The sequence below is a fragment of the Sphingomonas sp. NPDC092440 genome, assembly GCF_044754985.1.
Taxonomy (GTDB): domain Bacteria; phylum Pseudomonadota; class Alphaproteobacteria; order Sphingomonadales; family Sphingomonadaceae; genus Sphingomonas.
In genome coordinates, this window is the sequence record NZ_JBIVQA010000007.1 from 133,601 (window position 1) to 152,610 (window position 19,010).

Here is a 19,010-nt window from a genome sequence, read left to right on the forward strand (position 1 = left end):
GAAAGGGCGGGGCTTTCGGCGCACCTCTAGTTGCCCCACACGCGCCGTTCAAGCCGATCCCCGTCGCGGATGCCCGTTCTGCGATGAACGCCATTTTAACGGCCACGCCCTCCGTGAGGCAACGGAGGCTCCCGCCCGCCCGTCCCGTCCCGGGAATCCAACGGCCCGCCCCACAATTCGAACGCCTCGTCCGCAAATTTTGGTTGATGTGCGTTAACCCTGTGGATAAGCCTGTGGACGGTACGAGTAACTCGTTGCGTTGGAAGGGGTAAAATGAGTTCCCTGTATCTTGGGTGTGCGCTTTGCGAAGTCGATGCGGACGGCAATGTCCTGCTTGCCGACACCATGGCCAGGGCGCTGGGCCTTCCCGCCCCCGAAGAGCCGCTGTTTCTGTCCACGCACGAGCGCGATCAGTGCCTGGTCGGCTATGCCAGGTCGCATCTCCAGGAGATTCGCACGCGCACCGAACGCTGGCGCCTGGCCGACGAGGACGCCGGTCGCGATGCGCAACAGCATCACCAGCGCATGCGCCGGCTGTTCGGCATCGTCGAAGTCGCGCCGCGCAGCGAGCGGGGGCTGACGCTTCCGGCAGTGATGCGCCATCTCGGCCGGATCGAGAGCATGGCGCTGATCGTCGGCACCGGCGACCGGTTCGAGATCTGGAACCCGCGGCTCGCGGTGACCCATGTCGACGGTCGGTTCCGCGAGCTCGCCAGCTGGCAGGTAACGCATCGCCACTTGCCCCGCGCCGGCTCGCGCCGCGCGCGCCCGGCTCGCCGCTGATGGGCGCGCTGCGCTGTCGGCTGCTCGGCCATGCCGCGATGCCGACGCACTATCGCAGCGGCGAGAGGGAATTCTCGCTGTGCATCCGCTGTGGCGACGATCTTCTCCGCGCGACCGGAGCCGAGGAATGGGAAGAGATTCCTGCCGGACAGAAGGTGGTCTGGCGGCGGCGCGACCGGGGCGGGAGCGCCGCGGCGGTTGCCGAGCGCATGGCCCTGCCCCCCGCCCCGCGTCGCCATCGCCCGCGCAACGCAGCGCCGGTCGAGACTCGCGGTCAGCGGCGCGCCCGCCCGCGCCGCGCCGGCATGACCATGCTGCTGGGCCTCACCGGCCGCTTCGTGATGGCCAGCATCTTCGATCGCCTGCGCCGCCCGGCCCGACCCGCGCTACCGCCGATGCCGCTGCTGCCGGCACCGGGCCGGATTACAGCAGCTTCTCGATCTCGGGGCCAATCGCGTCGGGGCTGGTAGTCGGCGCGAACCGCTCGACCTTCGTCCCGGTCCGGTCGACGAGGAACTTGGTGAAGTTCCACTTGATTCCCTTCGAACCGAGCACGCCCGGCGCGGCGCGCTTCAGCGCATCGAACAGGGGCGCGGCATCGGGGCCGTTGACGTCGATCTTGGCATAGACCGGGAAAGTCACGTCATAGGTGAGCGAGCAGAAGCTGGCGATTTCCTCCGCATCGCCCGGCTCCTGCGCGCCGAACTGGTTGCAGGGAAAGGCGAGCACGGAGAAGCCGCGGTCCTTGTACGCGCGGTGCAGTGCCTCGAGCCCGGCATATTGCGGGGTGAAGCCGCATTTGGAGGCGGTGTTGACGATGAGCAGGACTTCGCCGGCGTGATCGGCGAGCGTGGTCTCCTCGCCGCCGGGCTTGCGGACGGGAATGTCGGTGATCGCGTTCATGCGGCCTCTCCTTCGTAGCGGGCCATCAATAACTCGATATTGCGGCGAACGCCGGGCCATTCCTGCGCGAGGATCGAATAGACCACGCTGTCACGCATATGACCCTTCAGGATCAGATGGCCGCGCAGCACGCCGTCCATCCGCGCGCCCAGCCGCTCGATCGCGCGGCGCGAGGCCTGATTGAGGAAATCGGTGCGGATCTGCACGCAATTCACCTCGAGCACATCGAAGGCATGGCGAAGCAGCAGGTACTTGGCCTCGGTGTTGAGCCCGGTGCGCTGGACACGCGGCGCATAGAGCGTGCCGCCGATCTCGACGCGGCGATGCCCCTCGCTCATCCGCAGGAAGCGAGTGGCGCCCGATATCCGCCCCTCGGCGTCGAGCACGGTGAAGGGCAGCCCCCGGCCCGCCGCCGCTTCGTTCTCGATCCGGTCCATCCAGGCGTCGATGCTGGCCTCGTCCGGCACCGTCGTGTGGAAAAGATGGCGGAGCCCGGCAAAGGCCAGGAGCAGATCGGCGCGATCCGCGCGGTCCATCGGGCGCAGCGTGACGTGACGTCCGCTGAGCGTCGGGATCTCGCGCCAGGCGGTCATCTGTCGATCCTGGTGATCGGACGATCGAAGCGCCCCGGGCGCTCCATCGACCAGGATATGAAATCGACGCGCCCGAGCGCATCCTTCTCGGGCAGCATGCCGACACCGAAGCTGTCGCGCGGGAACCGGCTGTCCGCGCTGTTGTCGCGATTGTCGCCCATTACGAAGAGGTGCCCGGCGGGAACGACGACGGCGGCGAAATCGTCCTGGGGTGTCGCCTGCTGATCCAGGATGGCATGCGGCTGCGCTTCCCCCGGGAATTGCTCCAGCAGTTTCCGGGCGGGCACGCCCGGCTCGCCAGCGATTTCCGTGCCGATCTGCTTCTGCGGCACCGGCCTGCCATTGATCGAGACGATACCGCCCGCCAGCGCGACGCTGTCGCCGGCAAGGCCGACGACGCGCCCGACATGCATCTCCTCACCCAATCGATAGACGATGACCTCGCCCCGTGCCGGTCCCTTCGGGCCGATGTCGCGCGGAGAGAATCGATCGCCGATCTGCAACGTAGGCTGCATCGATTGGGAGGGAATGTAGAGCGAGCGGAGCTGGCGCCCGGAGTCGAAGGCATGCCGCGCCACCGGCCAGGCAAACCAGGCACCTGTTGCCAGCACGAGCGCTCCGAGCCCCAGGGTGATCGGGATCCAGCGCTCGCGATGCTTCACTCCAGATGCCCCTCGTGCAGCCGCACCACGCGATCCATCCGCGCGGCGAGGCGCTCGTTGTGCGTGGCGATCAGCGCAGCCGAACCCTGGGTGCGGACCAGGCCGAGAAACTCGGCCAGCACCTTGTCCGAAGTCACTTCGTCGAGATTGCCGGTGGGCTCGTCCGCCAGCACCAGCGCCGGCTTGTTGGCGAGCGCGCGGGCAACGGCGACGCGCTGCTGCTCGCCGCCCGAAAGCTGGCTCGGCCGGTGCGTCAGCCGATGCCCGAGGCCCAGCGCGGTGAGCAGTTCCTCGGCGCGCTTGTCCGCATCGGCACGCAGCGCCCCGTGGATCATCTGCGGCAGCACGACATTCTCGAGCGCGTTGAAGTCGGGCAGCAGGTGATGGAACTGATAGACGAAGCCCAGATGGTCGCGGCGCACCGCGGTGCGGCTCGGGCTGTCGAGCTGGGCGGCTTCCTTGCCGACGATGCGGATCGATCCCTCGAACCCGCCCTCGAGCAGGCCCACCGCCTGGAGCAGAGTCGACTTGCCCGAACCCGAGGGGCCGAGCAGCGCGACGATCTCGCCCGGCTGCACCGCGAGATCGATGCCGCGCAGCACCTCGATCGTCTCGCCGCCCTGGCTGAAGCTGCGCTTGAGGCCGTGCGTCTGCAGGACCGGCCCGGCGCCGTTCGCGGCGCCCCCCTCGGGATTATTCATAGCGCAGCACCTGCACCGGATCGGTGCTCGCGGCCTTCCAGGCCGGATACAGCGTGGCGAGGAAGCAGAAGATCAGCGCCATCACGCAGATGCCTATCGTCTGGAATGGATCGGTCTTGGCCGGCAGCTCGGTCAGGAAGCGCATTTGCGGATCCCAGATATTCTGGCCGGTCACCAGCCCGATGAACTTCACCACCGCCTCGCGGAAAGTGATGAAGAGGAAGCCCAGCACGCCGCCCGCCGCCACGCCCAGCGCGCCGATCGTGGTGCCCACGGTCACGAAGATGCGCATCAGCCCGCCCCGCGTGGCGCCCATCGTGCGCAACACCGCGATGTCCCGCGTCTTGGCGCGCACCAGCATGATCAGCGACGAGACGATGTTGAAAGCGGCGACCACCAGGATGATCGACAGGATAGTGAAGGAGACGGTGCGGTCCACCGCCAGCGCCTCGAACAGCTCGGAGTTCATCATCCGCCAGTCGGTGATCTGGCCGACGCCGCTCACCTTGTCGTTCAGCGGCTGGAGGATCTGCGCCACCCGGTCCGGATCGACGGTTTCCAGCTCGATCATCGAAACGCCGTCGCCGAGCAGCAGCAGCGTCTGCGCGTCCTCGATCGGCATGACCGCGAAGACCTTGTCGTAATCGTACACGCCCACTTCGAATATCGCGGCGACTTTGTATTTCACGATGCGCGGCATGGTGCCGAAGGGCGTCGCCGCCCCGGCGGGGTTGAGGATCGATATCTCGCTGCCCACCGTGGCCCCCAGCGATTCCGCCAGGCGCGAGCCGATCGCCACCTGCTCTCCGCCCGGCTTCAGGCTCTTGAGCGATCCGACGACTTCCTTGCCCTTGAGCGTGGGATTGCTGAGGATGTCCTCCATCCGCATGCCGCGCAGCTGGATGAACTCGGCCCGGCCATTATAGGTGGCGAAGAGCGGCTGCTCGATCAGCGGCGTGGCGCTGGTGATGCCCGGCGTCTTCCTCGCCTCCTCCAGCACCCCGCGCCAGTTGCGCAACTGGCCGCCATAGCCCTGGACCACGGCATGGCCGTTCAATCCGGTGATCTTGTCGAACAGTTCGGCGCGGAAGCCGTTCATCACGCTCATCACCACGATCAGCGCGGCGACGCCGAGCATGACGGCGACAAGGCTGAATCCGGCAACGACGGCGATGAACGCCTCGCTCCGCCCGGGCAGCAGGTAGCGGCGGGCGATCATCCGCTCATAGCGTGAAATCAGCAGCATGCGGGTCTTGTAACTCGCCGAGAAAACAGGTCTCCGGCCGATCTAGGGCAGATGGCGGCGAATTCCTACTGCGAACCGCTATGTTGCCGATTCAACACAGGGTGAGACCAATCTGCGCCTACCCCTTGTAATGCCAGTGACAAAGCGGGTGCGGACGCTTAGCAAAACTCCTGTCGAAGCGCAGGCGAAAGGCCGTGGTTCGGGGAGGCTCCAAGCCCCGCTCGTAGGCAAGTACGAGTGTGCGGGCTGGGCCTGACAAAGGGGGCTGACGAGCATTCGTCACGCAGGCGCCCGGATCGGAAACGGTCCGGGCGTTTGCCGTTTCCGGCCCCTGGAAATCCGGCGTTTTTCAGCGCGGCTCCGAAAGCGGACGATAGCTCGCCTGTTGCTCCGGCGTCGGCAGGCTCATGATGTGCGTGACTACGCCCGGATGCAACGGCGCGACGAATTGCAGGCCGGCCGCAGCGCGATTGCTCCAGACCACCCTGGCGGGCAGCGGCTTGAAGCCGGGCAGCCGCAACACCGTCTCCATTCCCAGCTCGAGCAGGAAGCCCGTCTCGAGCCGGCAGCCCAGGCGCGAAATCTCCACCAGGCGCACGTCCTGGAAACAGAAACGCGATTCCTTCACCGCCACGGCAATCGATACCGGCCAGCGCATCGCCTCACGCCGGTCCACGCCCTGCGTAATCTTCAGTCCTCTTCGATCACCACGCATTCCCCAACCCCAACTCAGATCCCCTACCCAACCAAGATCGGCTTGCCGCAACGCAGACCGTTCACGCGCACGTCCGCCTGCCCGACGCTCACCCCCAGCAGCCCGGTGAGATCGCCCAGCAGCGAATCCAGCGGCGCCGCCGCCCCCTGAAGCACCGTCCCCACCGCGGAAGTGACGAGCGACAGATTGATCCCGAGCCCCAGCGTGTTCACCTGCAGATCCATGTCGCGCACCAGCGATGCCGCCACCCCGGCGGCGATGTCGTTGGTCGACACGGTGTGCGTCTTGCCGGCGGCGATCTCCTGCGCCGTGAACGTCACCTGCTGCGCGCCCGCGCCGCCCAGATTGACGTTCGACTGGCCCGTCACCTCGGCCAGCAGCAGCACTTTCACCAATGTCGTCCGGCGGGGCGTGATCGCGGCGTTGAAATTGCCCAGCGCCGCAGTGTCGACATCGCCGATCGCCACTTGTCCCGCCGAGGTGGTGACGTCGAGACCGACCGTCGCAGTCGCCGGCGTCGGGCACGAGATGCTCCGCAGCGATGCCTCGGCCTTGGCCAGCTCGACGAAGAGCGGCAGATGGATCGAAGCCGCGCCCAGCAGGCCCGAACCGCCCACCTTGGTATCGACATAGAGGCGAGTCTGGGCGGTACGCACCTTGACGCTGCGGTCCTTGGCCACGGCGAGCCAGGGCGATTGCGCCGGCCGTTCGCCGATCGCCAGCGAAACCTTGGTGGAAAGCAGCCCCGGGACGCCCGCCGCCAGATCGAGATCGACCTGGCGCTTGCCCGTGGCGGTCTGAAGCATCTCGCGCACGAGTGCATAGCCATCGGCCTTGATCGGGCGCGCCGGATCGGTCTTGGTCTCGCCGGACAGCGGACCGAGGTCGATCAGCTTCGAGAGCTGCACCGTGACCGGCGGCACGCGCGCGGCAATGCCCCGCAATGCCGATTGCGCGCTCGCATTCCCCGTCGCGGCCGCCATGGCACTGAGCGCCTTGGGCAGGCTGACATCGGTCGCGAGCGTCTCGCCAAAGGTCAGGCCTTGAAGATTGGCCTGGGTACGCAACGCATCGATGAAGGCAAGGAGATCGACATCGGCGCTCACCAGCCCCTGCGCATCCATCACGTTGAGGTTGAGATCCGTGCCGGCCAACCCGGAGAGCAGCTGGCCGGGCAGCCCGCCGCTTACCGACGCCAGCCGCGAGCCGATCGAGAAGGAGGCGAGATCCACCCGCGCCGCCGTCGCCGTCACCGACACGCGCGCCGTCGGGTGCCCGGTGAGGAACTTGCCGAAGAACAGCGGCACGTCGCGGCCCATGGTGAGGCGAATGGCGTTGCCGTCGCCAGAGGCGATGAAGCGGGCGGACGGCGCCACCGTGCTGTCGGCGGAATAGGTGCCGCGCTCGAGCTTCTCGATACTCGCGTCATTCGCCTGGTTCGCCGCCATTGCCTGGCGCGCCGCGGCGTCCGCCGCCTGGCTGTTCGCCGCGCTCAGCGCCGCTGCGTCCGCCACGCCCTGCAGCCGCCGCTTCTCAAGATAGAGCGAGCCGGTATCGACCGCGAACGCCGCCGATCCCGCCAGCATCACGAAGCCGCCGGCGAAGATCATGGTGACGTTGCCACCGCGATCGCGCCTGAAACGGCGCAACACGGACAGGATGGCCATGGCGCGCCTCATGGAGGAGTCAGCGTCACCGTCGAGCTGCGCTCGATCACCTTGCTGGGCAGCGGCACCAGCTTGATCGAAAGCAGCGGATCGTTCGACGCGTCATAGGAGAGGTGGACCGTCAGCGTACGCCCGTCATCGTCGATGAGCGTGTCGACGCGATCGGGATTGAGCGTGCCGGTCTTGCGCAGATTGGCGTCCAGAGCGGTGCGGGCCAGGGCGGCGCGCTCATTGGGGTCAAGACCGCCGATCGCCGCGCGCGCCGCCTCGTTCGCCGCCTGCTGCACGCTGTTGGCGCAAAGGAACCAGCCGCCATAGGTGACGATCCCGCAGATCAGCATCAGCAGGATCGGCAGCGAGAACGCCATCTCGATAGCGGCGGCGCCGCGCCGTTCGCGCCACAGCCGGAGGCCGGCACGGAGCGGCTTCTTGGCCAAGCAAGGCGAACGCAGACACATGCGCGATTCTTCGCACATGAGAGCTTCCAAATCGCTCGCGTCGCCGCTGGCGGTATATCCGGATTTTCAGTAAACCTCGGCCATGAAGGCGCGAACCCGGGGCCGCCCGGATCGGGACGATCCCCTTGATTTTTAACACCATTTTCGACCTAGGCGGTCTTGATTTGTGTTAACTTTGTTGTATTCTACATGTCAAACTGAAATTGAGCAAATTACGCAATTCTCGAATCTACAGCGGTCGCAACGTAAAAACTGCCGTCGTCCCAAAATCGTTCGAGAGCATTCAACTATGCAACGCTCATCAGTGCAGACTGTTTCATCAGCTGAACTTACGCGCAATTTTGCATATTGGCAGGATCGCGCCATGCACGGCCCCGTCACGATCACCTATCACGGACGCCCCCGCTACGTGCTGCTCGCGGCCGAGAGCTGGGACGCCGAACAGGGGAGCGGCGAACGGGACAGCACCCATCGGGAACTCGAATATCAGTTTCTCGTCGAGCATATGGACGGCGGGTTGCTGGTGATCGATCCCGAGTTGAAGGTCACCGATGCGTCGAGCGCCGCCGCGCTGATCCTGGGGCGCACGCCCGCCGCGCTGATTGGTTCGCCGGCCACCGATGCCTTGCCGGCATCCACCCATGCCACCCTGGTTTCCAGCCTGCGCCATGTGCTGCGCAGCGGCGAGCAGGCCCAGTTCGACCTGGCGCTCGACGAGGAGAGCGGCACGCGGCTGCGCATCCGCGCCTTTCCCTGGGTGGAGGGCGTCGCGCTGCTGGTACGGCTAAGCTACGAGGGCGACGAGGAAGCCAGGCTGGCCGAGCAGACCGCGCTCGAGAAGGCCCGCGCGGCGCATGGCAGGATCGAGGTGATCCGCCTGACGGTGCGCGGCACGGTGACGATGGTCGAGGCCGAATTCGCCCGGATGGTCGGTCTCGCAAGGGAACGCATCCTGGGGCTTCGCTTCGTCGATCTGCTCGCGGTGCGCGACCGCACCACGGCCCGCGACGCGATCGAGCGGGTCCTGAGCGGCCGTTCCGAGGCGGAGGCATTCGATGCGCGACTGCTGTGCGGCGGCGCGGAGGAGCTCGGCGCGCGCGTCTCGATCGCACCGCTCGCCAGCGGCTATGCCGTGGGCGGAGCGATCGTGATCGTCACGCTCGATCCGAGCGCGGAAACCGTTCAGTAACAGGACGGGCGCTGCAGCGCCGCGGTCCGCGAGATCGAGCGCTTGAACGTTCCCACCACCTGGTTGGTGAGCCCATCCGTGTGGTTCCCCACCGCGCTCAGGCGGCCGCAGGAAAGCGTCACCCCTGCCCAGGTGACGGCCCAGCCGATGCGCGGGTTGCCGATATTGCCGCCCTCGAGCGTGACATTGCCATGGATCTCCGCGGGTGCGCCGCCCGCGATCTGGACGCGGGCCGCATCGTTGATCCGCTCGGCCCAGCCTGCATCCCCGCCCTCGCCCGGCCGCAGATCGATGCGCGCCGGCGAGGCGGAACTTCGCCTCGCCTGCCCGACGACCTGCTCCTCGGGCATCACGACGCCGCCGGGGCGGCCGCTCACCGCGGCGGAGACCATCGCGCTCACCTGCTTCACCCCGGTGATGTCACCGCGCACCGCCACGCCGAGCAGCACCGTGATCACGCCGAGCACCAGCGCCGCCCGGACGCCATTGGGGATGGTGAGCCGCGAGAGCACCAGCACGGAGATGCAGAGCGACGCGATCAACGCGACATTGGCATAGCCCGACGGCGTGAAGGCGGCGGAGTTCACCCAGATCAACCCGCCGCAGATCTGACAGGCAGAGGCCAGCGTGGCGAGCAGGCCCGCATTGCTGAAACTCGGCAAGGATCCCGTGGCTACACGCATGATCTTCCCAATATAGGAGATCGGGATACTTGATGTTGGTTAAGCTTGGCTCAAATTGTCCGGTGCAAATCGACAGGAAAAGAAGGGAGGCGGTGCGGGCGCCGCCTCCCCTCCCCAACCTCCCCCGGCCATGGCAGGAGGTCAGTCTCGCAAGGTTCAGAAATTCTTGCTGATCGTCAGGCCATAGGTTCTCGGATCGCCCGGCTGACCGACGATCAGGCCGGTGCTGCCCGACTGGACCGAAAGCAGCTCGAAATACTGCTTGTCGAAGACGTTGCGGACCCAGCCATAGACGTTGAGGTCCGAACGCCGCCAGCCGAGGCGGACATTGGACAGCGAATAGGCATCGATCCAGGTATAGGCGGAAGGCGACGGGTTGGACGAGAATCTCGAGCGCCAGTTGCCGTCATAGCCCAGATAGACATTGCCGTCGCCCAGGGGCTGGCGCACCTCGCCGCCCCAGCTGAGCGACCATTTCGAGATGCCCGGCAGCACCTGGCCCGAAATGTCGCAGAAGGCGGGGCTGCGGCCGCCGGGCGTCCCCGCCGGATCGGTCACGCCGCCGGGCGCAGTCGCGGCGCCGCCGGAAAGCTCGGGCGGGCACGGCGCGTTCTTGAAGTCGGTATATTTGGCGTCGGTATAGGCGCCGTTGAAATAGAGGTTGAACCGCTGGCTCGGGCGCGCCGCCAGGTCCCATTCGAACCCGCGCACCCGCACCTTGCCGGCATTGGCGAGATAACCGCGGATCACGTTGATCGCGTTGTTGTTCACCGTCGCCTGATAGTCCTTGATCTCGGTCCAGAAGGCGGCGGTGTTGAAGGTCACCCGGCGATCGAGGAACTGGGTCTTGAGCCCCACTTCGAAGTGATCGACCTTTTCGGGCTTCACGGTCTGGGTGGAGAGGTCGACTCCGGTGCTGGTCGAATTGAGCGGCAGGCCGGAGAGGTTGATGCCGCCCGACTTGAAGCTGCGCGCATAGGTCGCATAGGCGTGGATGTCGCGCGACAGGTCATAGGAGACAGTAATGTCGCCCGAGACGTTCCAGTCGCTGAAGCGCGGGCTGTAGCGCTGCGGCGCCAGCGTGTTCAGCTGGTCCGCAGTCGCCGTGCCGTTCGCCAGCAGCGCCGCGACATTGTCCGCCGTCGCGACATAATTGTAGCGCGCGTTGTGAATGCTGACGACGGCCTCGTAGAAACCGGACTTCTTGTCATAGTTCACGCGCAGGCCGGGCTGGATATGGAGGCCGTCCACCGGCTGCCAGTTGAGCTTGCCGAACAGCGCGAAGCTGGTGTTGTCGAAGTTGATCGTGTTGGTCGAGGTCAGCCCGTTCAGCACCAGCGGATTGCAGGCCGCAGCCGTCGCCGTCGCGCACCCGGTGGCCCCGAGCGGAACATTGCCCGGATTGAGCAGCCAGCGGCTCGCCGCCGAACCCTGGACCTGCGAGCCCTGGGTGTTGATGGTCTGATGGAAGAAGAACGCGCCGAGCGTGTAGTTCAGCCGACCATCGCCGTTCGAGCTCAGGCGGAATTCCTGGCTGAACTGCCGCTGCTGCGACGGATTCTGCGAGACGGTGGTGATCGGCAGACCGGTGAAGTCGCGGTCGTTCTTCGGCTGCCAGTCCCAATAGCGCCAGGCGCTGACCGAAGTCAGAGTCGCCGGGCCGAGATTCCAGTTGGCGACCAGCGAAGCGCCGCCGATTTCCTGCTGCGACTTGATCGCCGCATCGAGATCGGTCTTGCGGTCGAACGGATCGGTGCTCGGCGGCGTATAGCCGAACGCCGCCGCCAATGCCGCATATTGGCGGGAGAGCGGCCGCTGGGTAGCGCCGACCCGGGCATAATATTGCACGCAGCACAGCGGATTCTGGAGGTTCCAGTCGCCTGCCAGCGTGAAGTCGAGATCGTCGTTCACCTTCCAGAGGAGCTGGCCGCGGAAACTGCTGGTGCGCTGCTTGTGGAGATCCTCGCCGGTGCGGACATTCTCGATCGTCCCCTCGCGGCTGGTGACCGCGCTGGAGATGCGGATCGCGAGCTTGTCGCTGAGCGGACCCGAGACCGAGGCCTTGGCCGAGATCAGGTCGTAGTTGCCCAGGCTCAGCTCGACCTTGGTCTCCGGCGTGAAGCTGGGCGCCCGGGTGGTGATGTTGATCGCGCCGGCAGTGGTGTTCTTGCCATAGAGCGTGCCCTGCGGCCCGCGCAGCACTTCCACGCGCTCGACATCGACGAAATCGAACGTCGAGGCGCCGATGCGGCCAATGTACACCTGGTCGAGATAGAAGCCGACGCCCTGCTCGATGCCGTCATTGGTGAGGCCGAAGGGCGCGCCCAGGCCGCGGATGTTGATCGCCGAGTTGCGCGGGTTGCTCGAATAGAATTGCACCGCCGGCAGCGAAGTCTGGAGGCGGTTGAGATTGGTCGCGCCGGTCTGCTCGATCGCCGAGCCGCCGATCACCGACATGGCGATCGGCACGTCCTGCGCCTTCTCTTCGCGGCGGCGCGCGGTGACGACGATCTCGCCGCTGCCGCTCTCCTGTGCCGGCCTGGCCTGCTGCTCGTCCTTGGCGCTCGCGGCGACCGGATCGTCGCGCAGCGCCCCGGCGGGCGCCGGCGCGGCACTGGCCAGAAGCAGTAGCGAAAGCGAAGCAAGGCTCATCATCATCCCCTTTGGCCGTGTTGCGCTTAATCTCCACTCATTTAATGGATATTAGCGAACAAGGAGATGTTTAGCGATGCCTAGCCTGGGTTGCCCGGCGCCGGCGGGCCTCGTTCCGGCGCACCTTGAAAGCCATGCGGTCCAACACGATCTCAACTCCAGGCGGCGCCCAGCAGGGGCCGCCGGCCGGGCGTCGCGGCTCACCGGATGCCAGGCACATCGATCAATTCGCTTCGCATGGAGGTCTTGATATGCGTCAGTTCGATTTCACTCCCTTCCGCCGATCGACCATCGGGTTCGACCGGTTGTTCGACCTGCTCGAGGCCAGCGCCCGGGCCCAGGCATCCGAAAACTATCCCCCGTTCAACCTCGAGCGCGTTGCCGAGGACCGCTACCGGATCACGATCGCCGTCGCCGGCTTCAAGGCCGATGAGATCGACATCACCGCGCAGCAGAACCTGCTGCTCGTGGCCGGCAGGCGTCGCGAGGAGAATGAGAACAACCAGGGCGCCTATCTGCACCTGGGCATCGCCACCCGCAGCTTCGAGCGCCGCTTCGAACTGGCCGACTTCGTTCGCGTCGAAAGCGCCGACCTTGCCGACGGCTTGCTGGTGATCGAGCTGGTGCGCGAAGTGCCCGAGGCGATGAAGCCCAAGAAGATCGCGGTGAATGCCGGCGGCCAACCGCGCCCGATCGCGCACCGCGAGGCCGACGCGGCCTGACGGACCGGCCAGGGCTCGCGACGTCTTCCTCCCTTTGGACGTCGCAGCGGGGGGCGCTCGGACCCTGGTCCGGGCGCCCTTTGTCGTTGGGCGGTGGACTCCGGAACAAGCCCGGCAAGGACTGAGGCGAATGGATGTCGCCGGAATCCGCAGGCGATGCGATCAACAAGAAAAGAGGGGAGAGCTTTCGCCCTCCCCTCTCCAATGCTCGCACTGACAATATAGCGCGACGCGACTAGTTTTTCAAATTTCAAATCTCTTTTCTTATATGAATTATCAGAACGAAGCCCAGTCGTCGGCGCGGGTGAGCGCGGAGACGGCGGCGGCAGGCAGCGGCTTGACCGGCGACACATAGCCGGGCGCGACCTTCTCGCGGATATCGGTGGCGGGGGCAGCCGGGCGGCGCGCCGGCGCCTGGCCCGCCCCGATGTTGAACGCCGAAGCCTGTTCCGAGAGGAGCTGGACTTCCGAGCTCAGGTTACGCGAGGCAGCCGAGGTCTCCTCGACCATCGCGGCATTCTGCTGGGTCGCCTGGTCCATGGTGCCGATCGCCACGGCGATCTGGGTGACTGCCGAGGATTGTGCCTCATTGTCGGCGGCGATGTTGGCGAGCAGGTCGTGCACTTCGTCGACATCCCCCGAAATGGCGACCAGCGCGCCGTCCACCTTCTGCACCATCGCCACGGCATCGACGATATCCGCCTGAGTCGCGGTCAGCTGGTCGCGGGCGCGGCCGGCTTCCTCCTCGGCGCGCATCGCCAGCGCCGAGACGAGATCGGCGACCACCGCGAAGCCGCGGCCCGCCTCGCCGGCGCGGCCCGCTTCCACCGCCGCGTTCATCGCGAGCACCCGGGTCTGGAAGGCGATCTTGTCGAGGCCCTCGATCACCGAATCGATGCCCTTGGCGCTTTCCGACACGCGAGTCATCGCCTGGACGGCGTCGTCGGCGACCGAACGGCCGTCGCCGACCGTCGCGATTGCCTGATTGGCGCGCGAGAGCGTGCTGCCCGCCGCCTTGGCGGTCGCCTTGAGCCGGTCGTCCATCTGGCTGATCGCGGCCGAAGTCTCCTCGAGCGACGCGGCATTGCTCTCGGTGCGGCGGGCCAGGTCCTCAGAGGCCTGGGCGATCTCGCCCGAGCCCGTGCGGATGCTCGCCGCACCCTCGACGACCGAACCGATCAGGGTGCGCAGCGCATTGAGCGCCGAGTTGAAATTGGTCTTGAGCGCGCCGTATTCGGGCGCGAACGCGCTCGATATCTCGGTGGTGAGATCGCCCTTCGCCAGATTGTCGAGCCCCGTGGTGAGCTCGGTGACGACGTGCTGCTGCTCGGCATCGGCGACCAGCTTCGCCGCATCGGCCTTTTCCTTGGCGACCGCGGCGTCGCGGAAGACGAGCACTGCCTTGGCCATGCCGCCCACTTCGTCCTTGCGGTCGGTGCCCGGCACCTCGATCCTGTTCTCGCCACCGGCCAGGCGACCCATCAGCGTGGTCATTCCCTCGATCGGCCGCGCGATCATCCGGGTGAGCAGCCAGCCGAGCAGCACCGCCATGGCGATGCCGAACGCGCCGCCAAAGGTGAGCGCGGCCACCGCGCCGGCACGGGCATCGGCTTCCACCTTCTTGGTCGAGGCCACGCGCTCCGCCTGGATCTGGCTGATCTCGCCCATCACTTCGCGAATCGCGCCGAGCTGCTTGACGCCGGCGAGCTGCTGCGCCTCGGCCTGGGTCGCCGGGTTGCGAGCGAGCGCGATCATGTTGTCGAGCTTGCCGTCGAGTTCGCGGACCGCGTTCATCAGCTTCTCGAGCCGTGCCCGCTGCTCGGGGAGCTTGGTGTCGCGCCGGAAGGCGTCGGCCGCCTCGTCGATCTTCTTGCGGGCATCCTTGTAGGTGACCAGGAAATCCGCATTCCGCAGGATGACATAGGCGCGGACGGCACTCTGCTCCTCGAGGACCTGCGTCATGATCTGGTCGGCGCTGGCAGTGACGTCGAACGCGCGCTCCTTGTCCTCGGAGGCGGTTCCGACCGTCTGCAGGCTCGAGAAGAGCAGCCAGCCGATGCCGGCAAAGATGCAGACGAGCGTGACGAAGGCGACCGCAAGTTTCCGCGGTATCGGCATATCCTGAATAATCATCAATTCCCTCCCTGCCGGACCGGGGGGCCGGCATCCGAAACTATTTTTCGGGCCAGACGCGAGAAGCCTGCGAGCGGAGGGCATTTCGATCTAATCCCAACCCTCGTAATAGGAGAGGGCCGGACCAATCGAACCAAATCGGAGGAATATATTTTGCCAGTTTGTGTCCAGGGGCGATCCTGGACTTCCCCGTAGCGGGAAACTACCGCGATGCCGGCCCGAACAGCCAGGGCTTTGCATAGCCGGAGGGCCGGGCGGCACCGTCCAGCCGCTCGACGCGCAGGATCCGGACCGGCTGAAGGATCATCTGGTCCTTCATCGCATCGCGGCCGCCGCCGGTGGGGAGCGCGAGGATGCGCTTCACCACGTCCATGCCGGAGATCACCTTCCCGAACGCCGCGAAGCCGCGATAGGCCCCGCGCGCATCGAGACCGGGATTCGGCCCGACCATGATCGAGAAGTTGCAATTGGCGCCGTCGGGATTGGGGCCATGCGCCATCGAGACGGTGGCGTCGAGGTGGCGGATGCCGGTCTGGCTGGTCGGTTCGAGCAGGACCGAGGGCAGCATGCGCCGCGCATCGGTGCCGATGCCGCCCTGGACGAAGCCCTGGGTCGGCGCACCCTTGCGCCGGGCCGATCGATAGAATTGCGTGCCGTCGAGCCGGCCATCGTCGACATAGGCCATGAAGTTGGCGACCGTCTTCGGGGCGCGCTTCGCATCGAGCGCGAGCGTGATGTTGCCCGCCGAAGTGACGACGCGGACACGGACCGTGGCGGGCTCCTGCGGCGCGGCGGCGGCAATGAGAAACGGGGCGAGAACGGCGAACAGGATACGCATGGGCCGCTCGCTAATCGATGCGGGCAGGAATTTGGAGGGGGTTTCGACGCGAAGCGCCTCGAAACCCGGCATGCGCCATACCCTCCTGCGCCGGGCCCGCGGGGTTGGCGATGGGCAATGTTGATTCGCGCGACGACGCTACGGCGCGACGAAGAAGATCTTGTTCACGCGGAGGCGCGCCGGCAACACTCTTCACATCGGAGACCAGGTAATTCCTGCCGCTGACGCGTCACACCCCAACCGCGAGCGCAACATCCTCGCGCCGTGGCGTCGTAGCGCGAACAAAAGGGCCGGGCACCCGGCCCGGCCTTTCGCGTATCGATGCAGTCGGGATCAGACCAGCCGGCTCTGTCGCACCGCCGCCTGGATGAAGCTGGCGAACAGGGGATGCGGATCGAAGGGCTTCGACTTGAGTTCCGGGTGGAACTGCACGCCGACGAACCAGGGATGGTCCGGCCGCTCGACGATCTCGGGCAGCGAACCGTCCGGCGACATGCCCGAGAAGACCAATCCGCCCCGCTCGAGCACCGGCTTGTAGGCGGTGTTGACCTCGTAACGGTGGCGATGGCGCTCGCTGATCTCCTCCGCTCCGTAGATCGAGGCGACCACCGAATTGCCCCCGAGCTTCGCAGGATAGGCGCCGAGACGCATCGTGCCGCCCAGGTCGCCGCCCGCCTCGCGCGTCTGCAGGCCTTCCGAAGTCATCCACTCGGTGATCATGCCCACCACCGGCTGCTCGGTCGGGCCGAACTCAGTGGTGGAGGCGTCGGCGACGCCGCCGGCCCGGGCGCCCTCGATACAGGCCATCTGCATGCCGAGGCAGATACCGAAGAACGGCACGCTGCGCTCGCGGGCGAACTTCACGCCGGCGATCTTGCCCTCGCTGCCGCGCTCGCCGAAGCCGCCGGGGACGAGGATGCCGTGCAGCGGCTCGAGCGCCGCGGTGATCTCTTCCTCCTTGTCGTGCTCGAACAGCTCGGCGTCGAGCCAGCGGATATTGACCTTCACCCGATTGGCGATGCCGCCATGCGTGAGCGCTTCGGTGAGCGACTTATAAGCGTCGGGCACGCCCATATATTTGCCGACCACGCCGATCGTGACTTCGCCCTCGGGATTGAGGACCCGGTCGACGATCTCTTCCCAGCGGCTGAGGTCGGGCGAGCCCTGGACGTCGATGCCGAAGGCCTTGAGCACTTCGACGTCGAGGCCCTCGGCATGATATTGGAGCGGCACGCCGTAGATGCTCGGCGCGTCGAGCGCCGGAATGACCGACGAGGCGGGCACGTTGCAGAACAGCGCGATCTTGGCGCGGTCGCTCGCCGGCAGCGGCTTCTCGCTGCGGCAGACGATGACGTCGGCATGGACGCCGAGCGAGGCAAGTTCCCGGACGCTGTGCTGAGTCGGCTTGGTCTTCAGCTCGCCGGCGGCCGCGATGTACGGCACCAGGGTGAGATGGACGCTGACCGACTGGTTGCGGCCCAGATCATTGCGAAGCTGGCGAATGGCTTCGACGAACGGCAGCGACTCGATGTCGCCGACGGTGCCGCCGATCTCGCACAGCACGAAATCGAGATCCTCGGTATCTTCCTGGGCGAACGCCTTGATCGCATCCGTCACGTGCGGGATCACCTGGACGGTAGCGCCCAGATAGTCGCCGCGGCGCTCGCGCTCGATGATCGTCTTGTAGATCCGGCCCGAGGTGATGTTGTCCGACTGGCGCGATGCGACGCCGGTGAAGCGCTCGTAATGCCCCAGGTCGAGATCGGTCTCGGCGCCGTCGTCGGTCACGTACACCTCACCATGCTGGTGCGGCGACATCGTGCCGGGATCGACGTTGAGATAGGGATCGAACTTGCGGATGCGGACCCGATAGCCACGAGCCTGGAGCAAAGCCGCGAGGCTCGCCGCCATGAGACCCTTGCCGAGCGAGGAGACCACGCCGCCGGTGATGAAGATATACCGCGCCATGGGAGAAAACGCCTAACGTGAATGGGCGCACACCGGCAAGCGTGCGACTCACGCCGGTGCGCAGATTTTTTGTGGACAGGCCCCGGATGCGCAGGGCCGGCGAAGATTACTGGGCCAGCGGAACCGCGCTGTTGCCCTGCGTCGACGACGGCGCGGCCGGAGCCGTGCTGTTGCCCGGGGCGAACGGCACCGCGCCGCCCGGAGGCGCCGTGGTCGGCACCGCCTGCGGCGCCGCGGCCGGCGCGGCGCGCTGGAGCGAGGCGTCGATCGTCGCGCCGTGGCGATTCGCGGCCAGGAACGCGAGCAGGATCGACATGGCGATGAACGCCGTGGCGAGGATCGCGGTGGTGCGCGTCAGGAAATCCGCCGCGCTGCGCGCCGACATCAGGCCCGAGGGGCTGCCGCTCGAGGTGAGGCCGCCGCCCTCCGACTTCTGCAGGAGGATCACGCCGACGAGACCCGCGGCGATGAAGGCCTGGACGATGAGCAGGAAGGTGAACATGAAATGCGCGGACCTCTTGAAGAAAGGCGGCACATAGGGGAGCCGCCCGCTCCGATCAACCGTTGGAAGGCCCAACCGGCCACGCCGGTTCAACAAAGCCGTAACATTTCGCATCCGGACTGAAACCGGATCGGTTCACGCGCGTTATGAGCTTCAGCCCCGGCGTATCGGGGGCAAAACAACAGAGTAGATGCCGTGAACGCAATGACCGACAGCTCGCTTTCTTCGTGGAAGAACACGCTCGTCGACTATGTGCGATCGGGCGAACCGGACCTGACCAATCGGCAAATGGCGCTGCTGATGCTCGTCTATCTGGATCCCGGCCCCCATACCGTGCGCGGATTGGCCCGGGCTTTGAACGTCTCGAAGCCCGTCGTCACGCGTGCCTTGAATCGTCTGGGCACGCTCGGCTATCTGCGCCGTCAACGCGACGATACCGACAAGCGGAACATCTTCGTCGCAAAGACCGCGGAAGGGGCAGAGTTTCTTGCAGAATTCGGGCATTTCCTCACTGGCCAGCACATCGAGCCAGTCGCCCGCAGGGCCAGCGCGTAAGCGTTTCTCGCTGAAGGGCCGTTCGGTTCCCATCGATCCC

19 protein-coding genes are annotated in these 19,010 nt (G+C 66.4%); 5 read left to right on the forward strand and 14 right to left on the reverse strand.

The genetic code is table 11. From position 1 onward, the window contains the following. Positions 1 to 273 precede the first annotated feature (273 nt). Positions 274 to 783 carry a hypothetical protein gene (locus ACIQCS_RS13530; RefSeq protein WP_345851706.1) on the forward strand — a complete coding sequence of 170 codons (510 nt, stop codon included), beginning with the start codon at positions 274 to 276 and terminating at the stop codon, positions 781 to 783. Next, positions 783 to 1,253, forward strand: a complete 471-nt coding sequence (locus ACIQCS_RS13535) for a hypothetical protein (protein WP_345851705.1) — start codon at positions 783 to 785, stop codon at positions 1,251 to 1,253. Before ACIQCS_RS13530 ends, ACIQCS_RS13535 begins: the two co-directional genes overlap by 1 nt. Here the strand turns inward: ACIQCS_RS13535 and ACIQCS_RS13540 are convergent. From ACIQCS_RS13540 to ACIQCS_RS13575, 8 genes are all read right to left on the reverse strand, one after another. Continuing rightward, positions 1,207 to 1,686, reverse strand: coding sequence for a glutathione peroxidase (locus tag ACIQCS_RS13540; protein ID WP_345851704.1), 480 nt, complete (start codon positions 1,684 to 1,686; stop codon positions 1,207 to 1,209). The two genes, ACIQCS_RS13535 and ACIQCS_RS13540, sit on opposite strands and share 47 nt — an antisense overlap. Continuing rightward, positions 1,683 to 2,279: a GNAT family protein gene (locus tag ACIQCS_RS13545; RefSeq protein WP_345851702.1), complete on the reverse strand. Its 597-nt coding sequence runs from the start codon at positions 2,277 to 2,279 to the stop codon at positions 1,683 to 1,685. The genes ACIQCS_RS13540 and ACIQCS_RS13545 overlap by 4 nt, the downstream gene beginning before the upstream one ends. Further along, positions 2,276 to 2,941: a signal peptidase I gene (gene lepB / locus ACIQCS_RS13550; RefSeq protein WP_345851700.1), complete on the reverse strand. Its 666-nt coding sequence runs from the start codon at positions 2,939 to 2,941 to the stop codon at positions 2,276 to 2,278. The genes ACIQCS_RS13545 and lepB overlap by 4 nt, the downstream gene beginning before the upstream one ends. Beyond that, positions 2,938 to 3,642: an ABC transporter ATP-binding protein gene (locus ACIQCS_RS13555; RefSeq protein ID WP_345851697.1), complete on the reverse strand. Its 705-nt coding sequence runs from the start codon at positions 3,640 to 3,642 to the stop codon at positions 2,938 to 2,940. Before ACIQCS_RS13555 ends, lepB begins: the two co-directional genes overlap by 4 nt. Beyond that, positions 3,635 to 4,885 carry a lipoprotein-releasing ABC transporter permease subunit gene (locus tag ACIQCS_RS13560; protein WP_345852102.1) on the reverse strand — a complete coding sequence of 417 codons (1,251 nt, stop codon included), beginning with the start codon at positions 4,883 to 4,885 and terminating at the stop codon, positions 3,635 to 3,637. Before ACIQCS_RS13560 ends, ACIQCS_RS13555 begins: the two co-directional genes overlap by 8 nt. Before the next feature lie 352 nt (positions 4,886 to 5,237). After that, on the reverse strand, positions 5,238 to 5,564 hold the full coding sequence (locus tag ACIQCS_RS13565) for a PilZ domain-containing protein (protein ID WP_345851695.1): 327 nt from the start codon (positions 5,562 to 5,564) through the stop codon (positions 5,238 to 5,240). Between the two features lie 62 nt (positions 5,565 to 5,626). Beyond that, the gene (locus ACIQCS_RS13570; protein WP_345851693.1) at positions 5,627 to 7,270 is read right to left on the reverse strand and encodes a pilus assembly protein TadG-related protein; all 1,644 of its coding nucleotides are present in this window, start codon (positions 7,268 to 7,270) and stop codon (positions 5,627 to 5,629) included. A gap of 8 nt (positions 7,271 to 7,278) precedes the next feature. After that, complete coding sequence (locus ACIQCS_RS13575) at positions 7,279 to 7,728, reverse strand: TadE/TadG family type IV pilus assembly protein (RefSeq protein ID WP_401531121.1); 450 nt, start codon at positions 7,726 to 7,728, stop codon at positions 7,279 to 7,281. A gap of 364 nt (positions 7,729 to 8,092) precedes the next feature. On the opposite strand from ACIQCS_RS13575, the gene ACIQCS_RS13580 reads away from it, so the two are divergent. Then, the gene (locus ACIQCS_RS13580) at positions 8,093 to 8,917 is read left to right on the forward strand and encodes a PAS domain-containing protein (RefSeq protein ID WP_345851689.1); all 825 of its coding nucleotides are present in this window, start codon (positions 8,093 to 8,095) and stop codon (positions 8,915 to 8,917) included. Here ACIQCS_RS13580 and ACIQCS_RS13585 read toward each other — a convergent pair. Together ACIQCS_RS13585 and ACIQCS_RS13590 are read right to left on the reverse strand one after the other, a co-directional pair. Continuing rightward, positions 8,911 to 9,600 carry a hypothetical protein gene (locus ACIQCS_RS13585; protein WP_401531123.1) on the reverse strand — a complete coding sequence of 230 codons (690 nt, stop codon included), beginning with the start codon at positions 9,598 to 9,600 and terminating at the stop codon, positions 8,911 to 8,913. The two genes, ACIQCS_RS13580 and ACIQCS_RS13585, sit on opposite strands and share 7 nt — an antisense overlap. A 156-nt stretch (positions 9,601 to 9,756) precedes the next feature. Further along, complete coding sequence (locus tag ACIQCS_RS13590; RefSeq protein WP_345851687.1) at positions 9,757 to 12,252, reverse strand: TonB-dependent receptor; 2,496 nt, start codon at positions 12,250 to 12,252, stop codon at positions 9,757 to 9,759. Between the two features lie 251 nt (positions 12,253 to 12,503). Between ACIQCS_RS13590 and ACIQCS_RS13595 the strand changes: the two genes are divergently transcribed. Next, entirely contained in the window at positions 12,504 to 12,974 is a 471-nt protein-coding gene (locus ACIQCS_RS13595) for an Hsp20 family protein (RefSeq protein ID WP_345851686.1), read from the forward strand. Between the two features lie 276 nt (positions 12,975 to 13,250). Here the strand turns inward: ACIQCS_RS13595 and ACIQCS_RS13600 are convergent, their stop codons facing one another. The 4 genes from ACIQCS_RS13600 to secG all read right to left on the reverse strand — a co-directional run bounded on the left by ACIQCS_RS13600 (position 13,251) and on the right by secG (position 18,415). Beyond that, the gene (locus ACIQCS_RS13600) at positions 13,251 to 15,107 is read right to left on the reverse strand and encodes a methyl-accepting chemotaxis protein (RefSeq protein ID WP_345851685.1); all 1,857 of its coding nucleotides are present in this window, start codon (positions 15,105 to 15,107) and stop codon (positions 13,251 to 13,253) included. 202 nt (positions 15,108 to 15,309) lie between these two features. Continuing rightward, on the reverse strand, positions 15,310 to 15,945 hold the full coding sequence (locus tag ACIQCS_RS13605; RefSeq protein WP_345851683.1) for a peptidylprolyl isomerase: 636 nt from the start codon (positions 15,943 to 15,945) through the stop codon (positions 15,310 to 15,312). A 333-nt stretch (positions 15,946 to 16,278) separates the two neighbouring features. Continuing rightward, positions 16,279 to 17,913: a CTP synthase gene (locus ACIQCS_RS13610; protein ID WP_345851682.1), complete on the reverse strand. Its 1,635-nt coding sequence runs from the start codon at positions 17,911 to 17,913 to the stop codon at positions 16,279 to 16,281. Between the two features lie 106 nt (positions 17,914 to 18,019). Then, positions 18,020 to 18,415, reverse strand: coding sequence for a preprotein translocase subunit SecG (gene secG / locus ACIQCS_RS13615; protein WP_345851680.1), 396 nt, complete (start codon positions 18,413 to 18,415; stop codon positions 18,020 to 18,022). 204 nt (positions 18,416 to 18,619) lie between these two features. On the opposite strand from secG, the gene ACIQCS_RS13620 reads away from it, so the two are divergent. Continuing rightward, a complete protein-coding gene (locus ACIQCS_RS13620; RefSeq protein ID WP_086129485.1) occupies positions 18,620 to 18,970 on the forward strand; it encodes a MarR family transcriptional regulator in 351 nt (116 codons plus the stop codon). Positions 18,971 to 19,010 lie beyond the last annotated feature (40 nt).

Excerpts from the sequence above, each read along its gene's own strand:
- ACIQCS_RS13545 (WP_345851702.1), bottom strand. The coding sequence starts at position 2,279 with ATGACCGCCTGGCGCGAGATCCCGACGCTCAGCGGACGTCACGTCACG.
- ACIQCS_RS13610 (WP_345851682.1), bottom strand. The coding sequence starts at position 17,913 with ATGGCGCGGTATATCTTCATCACCGGCGGCGTGGTCTCCTCGCTCGGC.
- ACIQCS_RS13595 (WP_345851686.1), top strand. The coding sequence starts at position 12,504 with ATGCGTCAGTTCGATTTCACTCCCTTCCGCCGATCGACCATCGGGTTC.
- ACIQCS_RS13555 (WP_345851697.1), bottom strand. The coding sequence starts at position 3,642 with ATGAATAATCCCGAGGGGGGCGCCGCGAACGGCGCCGGGCCGGTCCTG.
- ACIQCS_RS13580 (WP_345851689.1), top strand. The coding sequence starts at position 8,093 with ATGCACGGCCCCGTCACGATCACCTATCACGGACGCCCCCGCTACGTG.
- ACIQCS_RS13620 (WP_086129485.1), top strand. The coding sequence starts at position 18,620 with ATGACCGACAGCTCGCTTTCTTCGTGGAAGAACACGCTCGTCGACTAT.
- ACIQCS_RS13570 (WP_345851693.1), bottom strand. The coding sequence starts at position 7,270 with ATGGCCATCCTGTCCGTGTTGCGCCGTTTCAGGCGCGATCGCGGTGGC.
- ACIQCS_RS13585 (WP_401531123.1), bottom strand. The coding sequence starts at position 9,600 with ATGCGTGTAGCCACGGGATCCTTGCCGAGTTTCAGCAATGCGGGCCTG.
- ACIQCS_RS13540 (WP_345851704.1), bottom strand. The coding sequence starts at position 1,686 with ATGAACGCGATCACCGACATTCCCGTCCGCAAGCCCGGCGGCGAGGAG.
- ACIQCS_RS13590 (WP_345851687.1), bottom strand. The coding sequence starts at position 12,252 with ATGAGCCTTGCTTCGCTTTCGCTACTGCTTCTGGCCAGTGCCGCGCCG.
- ACIQCS_RS13535 (WP_345851705.1), top strand. The coding sequence starts at position 783 with ATGGGCGCGCTGCGCTGTCGGCTGCTCGGCCATGCCGCGATGCCGACG.
- ACIQCS_RS13575 (WP_401531121.1), bottom strand. The coding sequence starts at position 7,728 with ATGTGTCTGCGTTCGCCTTGCTTGGCCAAGAAGCCGCTCCGTGCCGGC.
- secG (WP_345851680.1), bottom strand. The coding sequence starts at position 18,415 with ATGTTCACCTTCCTGCTCATCGTCCAGGCCTTCATCGCCGCGGGTCTC.
- ACIQCS_RS13530 (WP_345851706.1), top strand. The coding sequence starts at position 274 with ATGAGTTCCCTGTATCTTGGGTGTGCGCTTTGCGAAGTCGATGCGGAC.
- ACIQCS_RS13605 (WP_345851683.1), bottom strand. The coding sequence starts at position 15,945 with ATGCGTATCCTGTTCGCCGTTCTCGCCCCGTTTCTCATTGCCGCCGCC.
- ACIQCS_RS13600 (WP_345851685.1), bottom strand. The coding sequence starts at position 15,107 with ATGATTATTCAGGATATGCCGATACCGCGGAAACTTGCGGTCGCCTTC.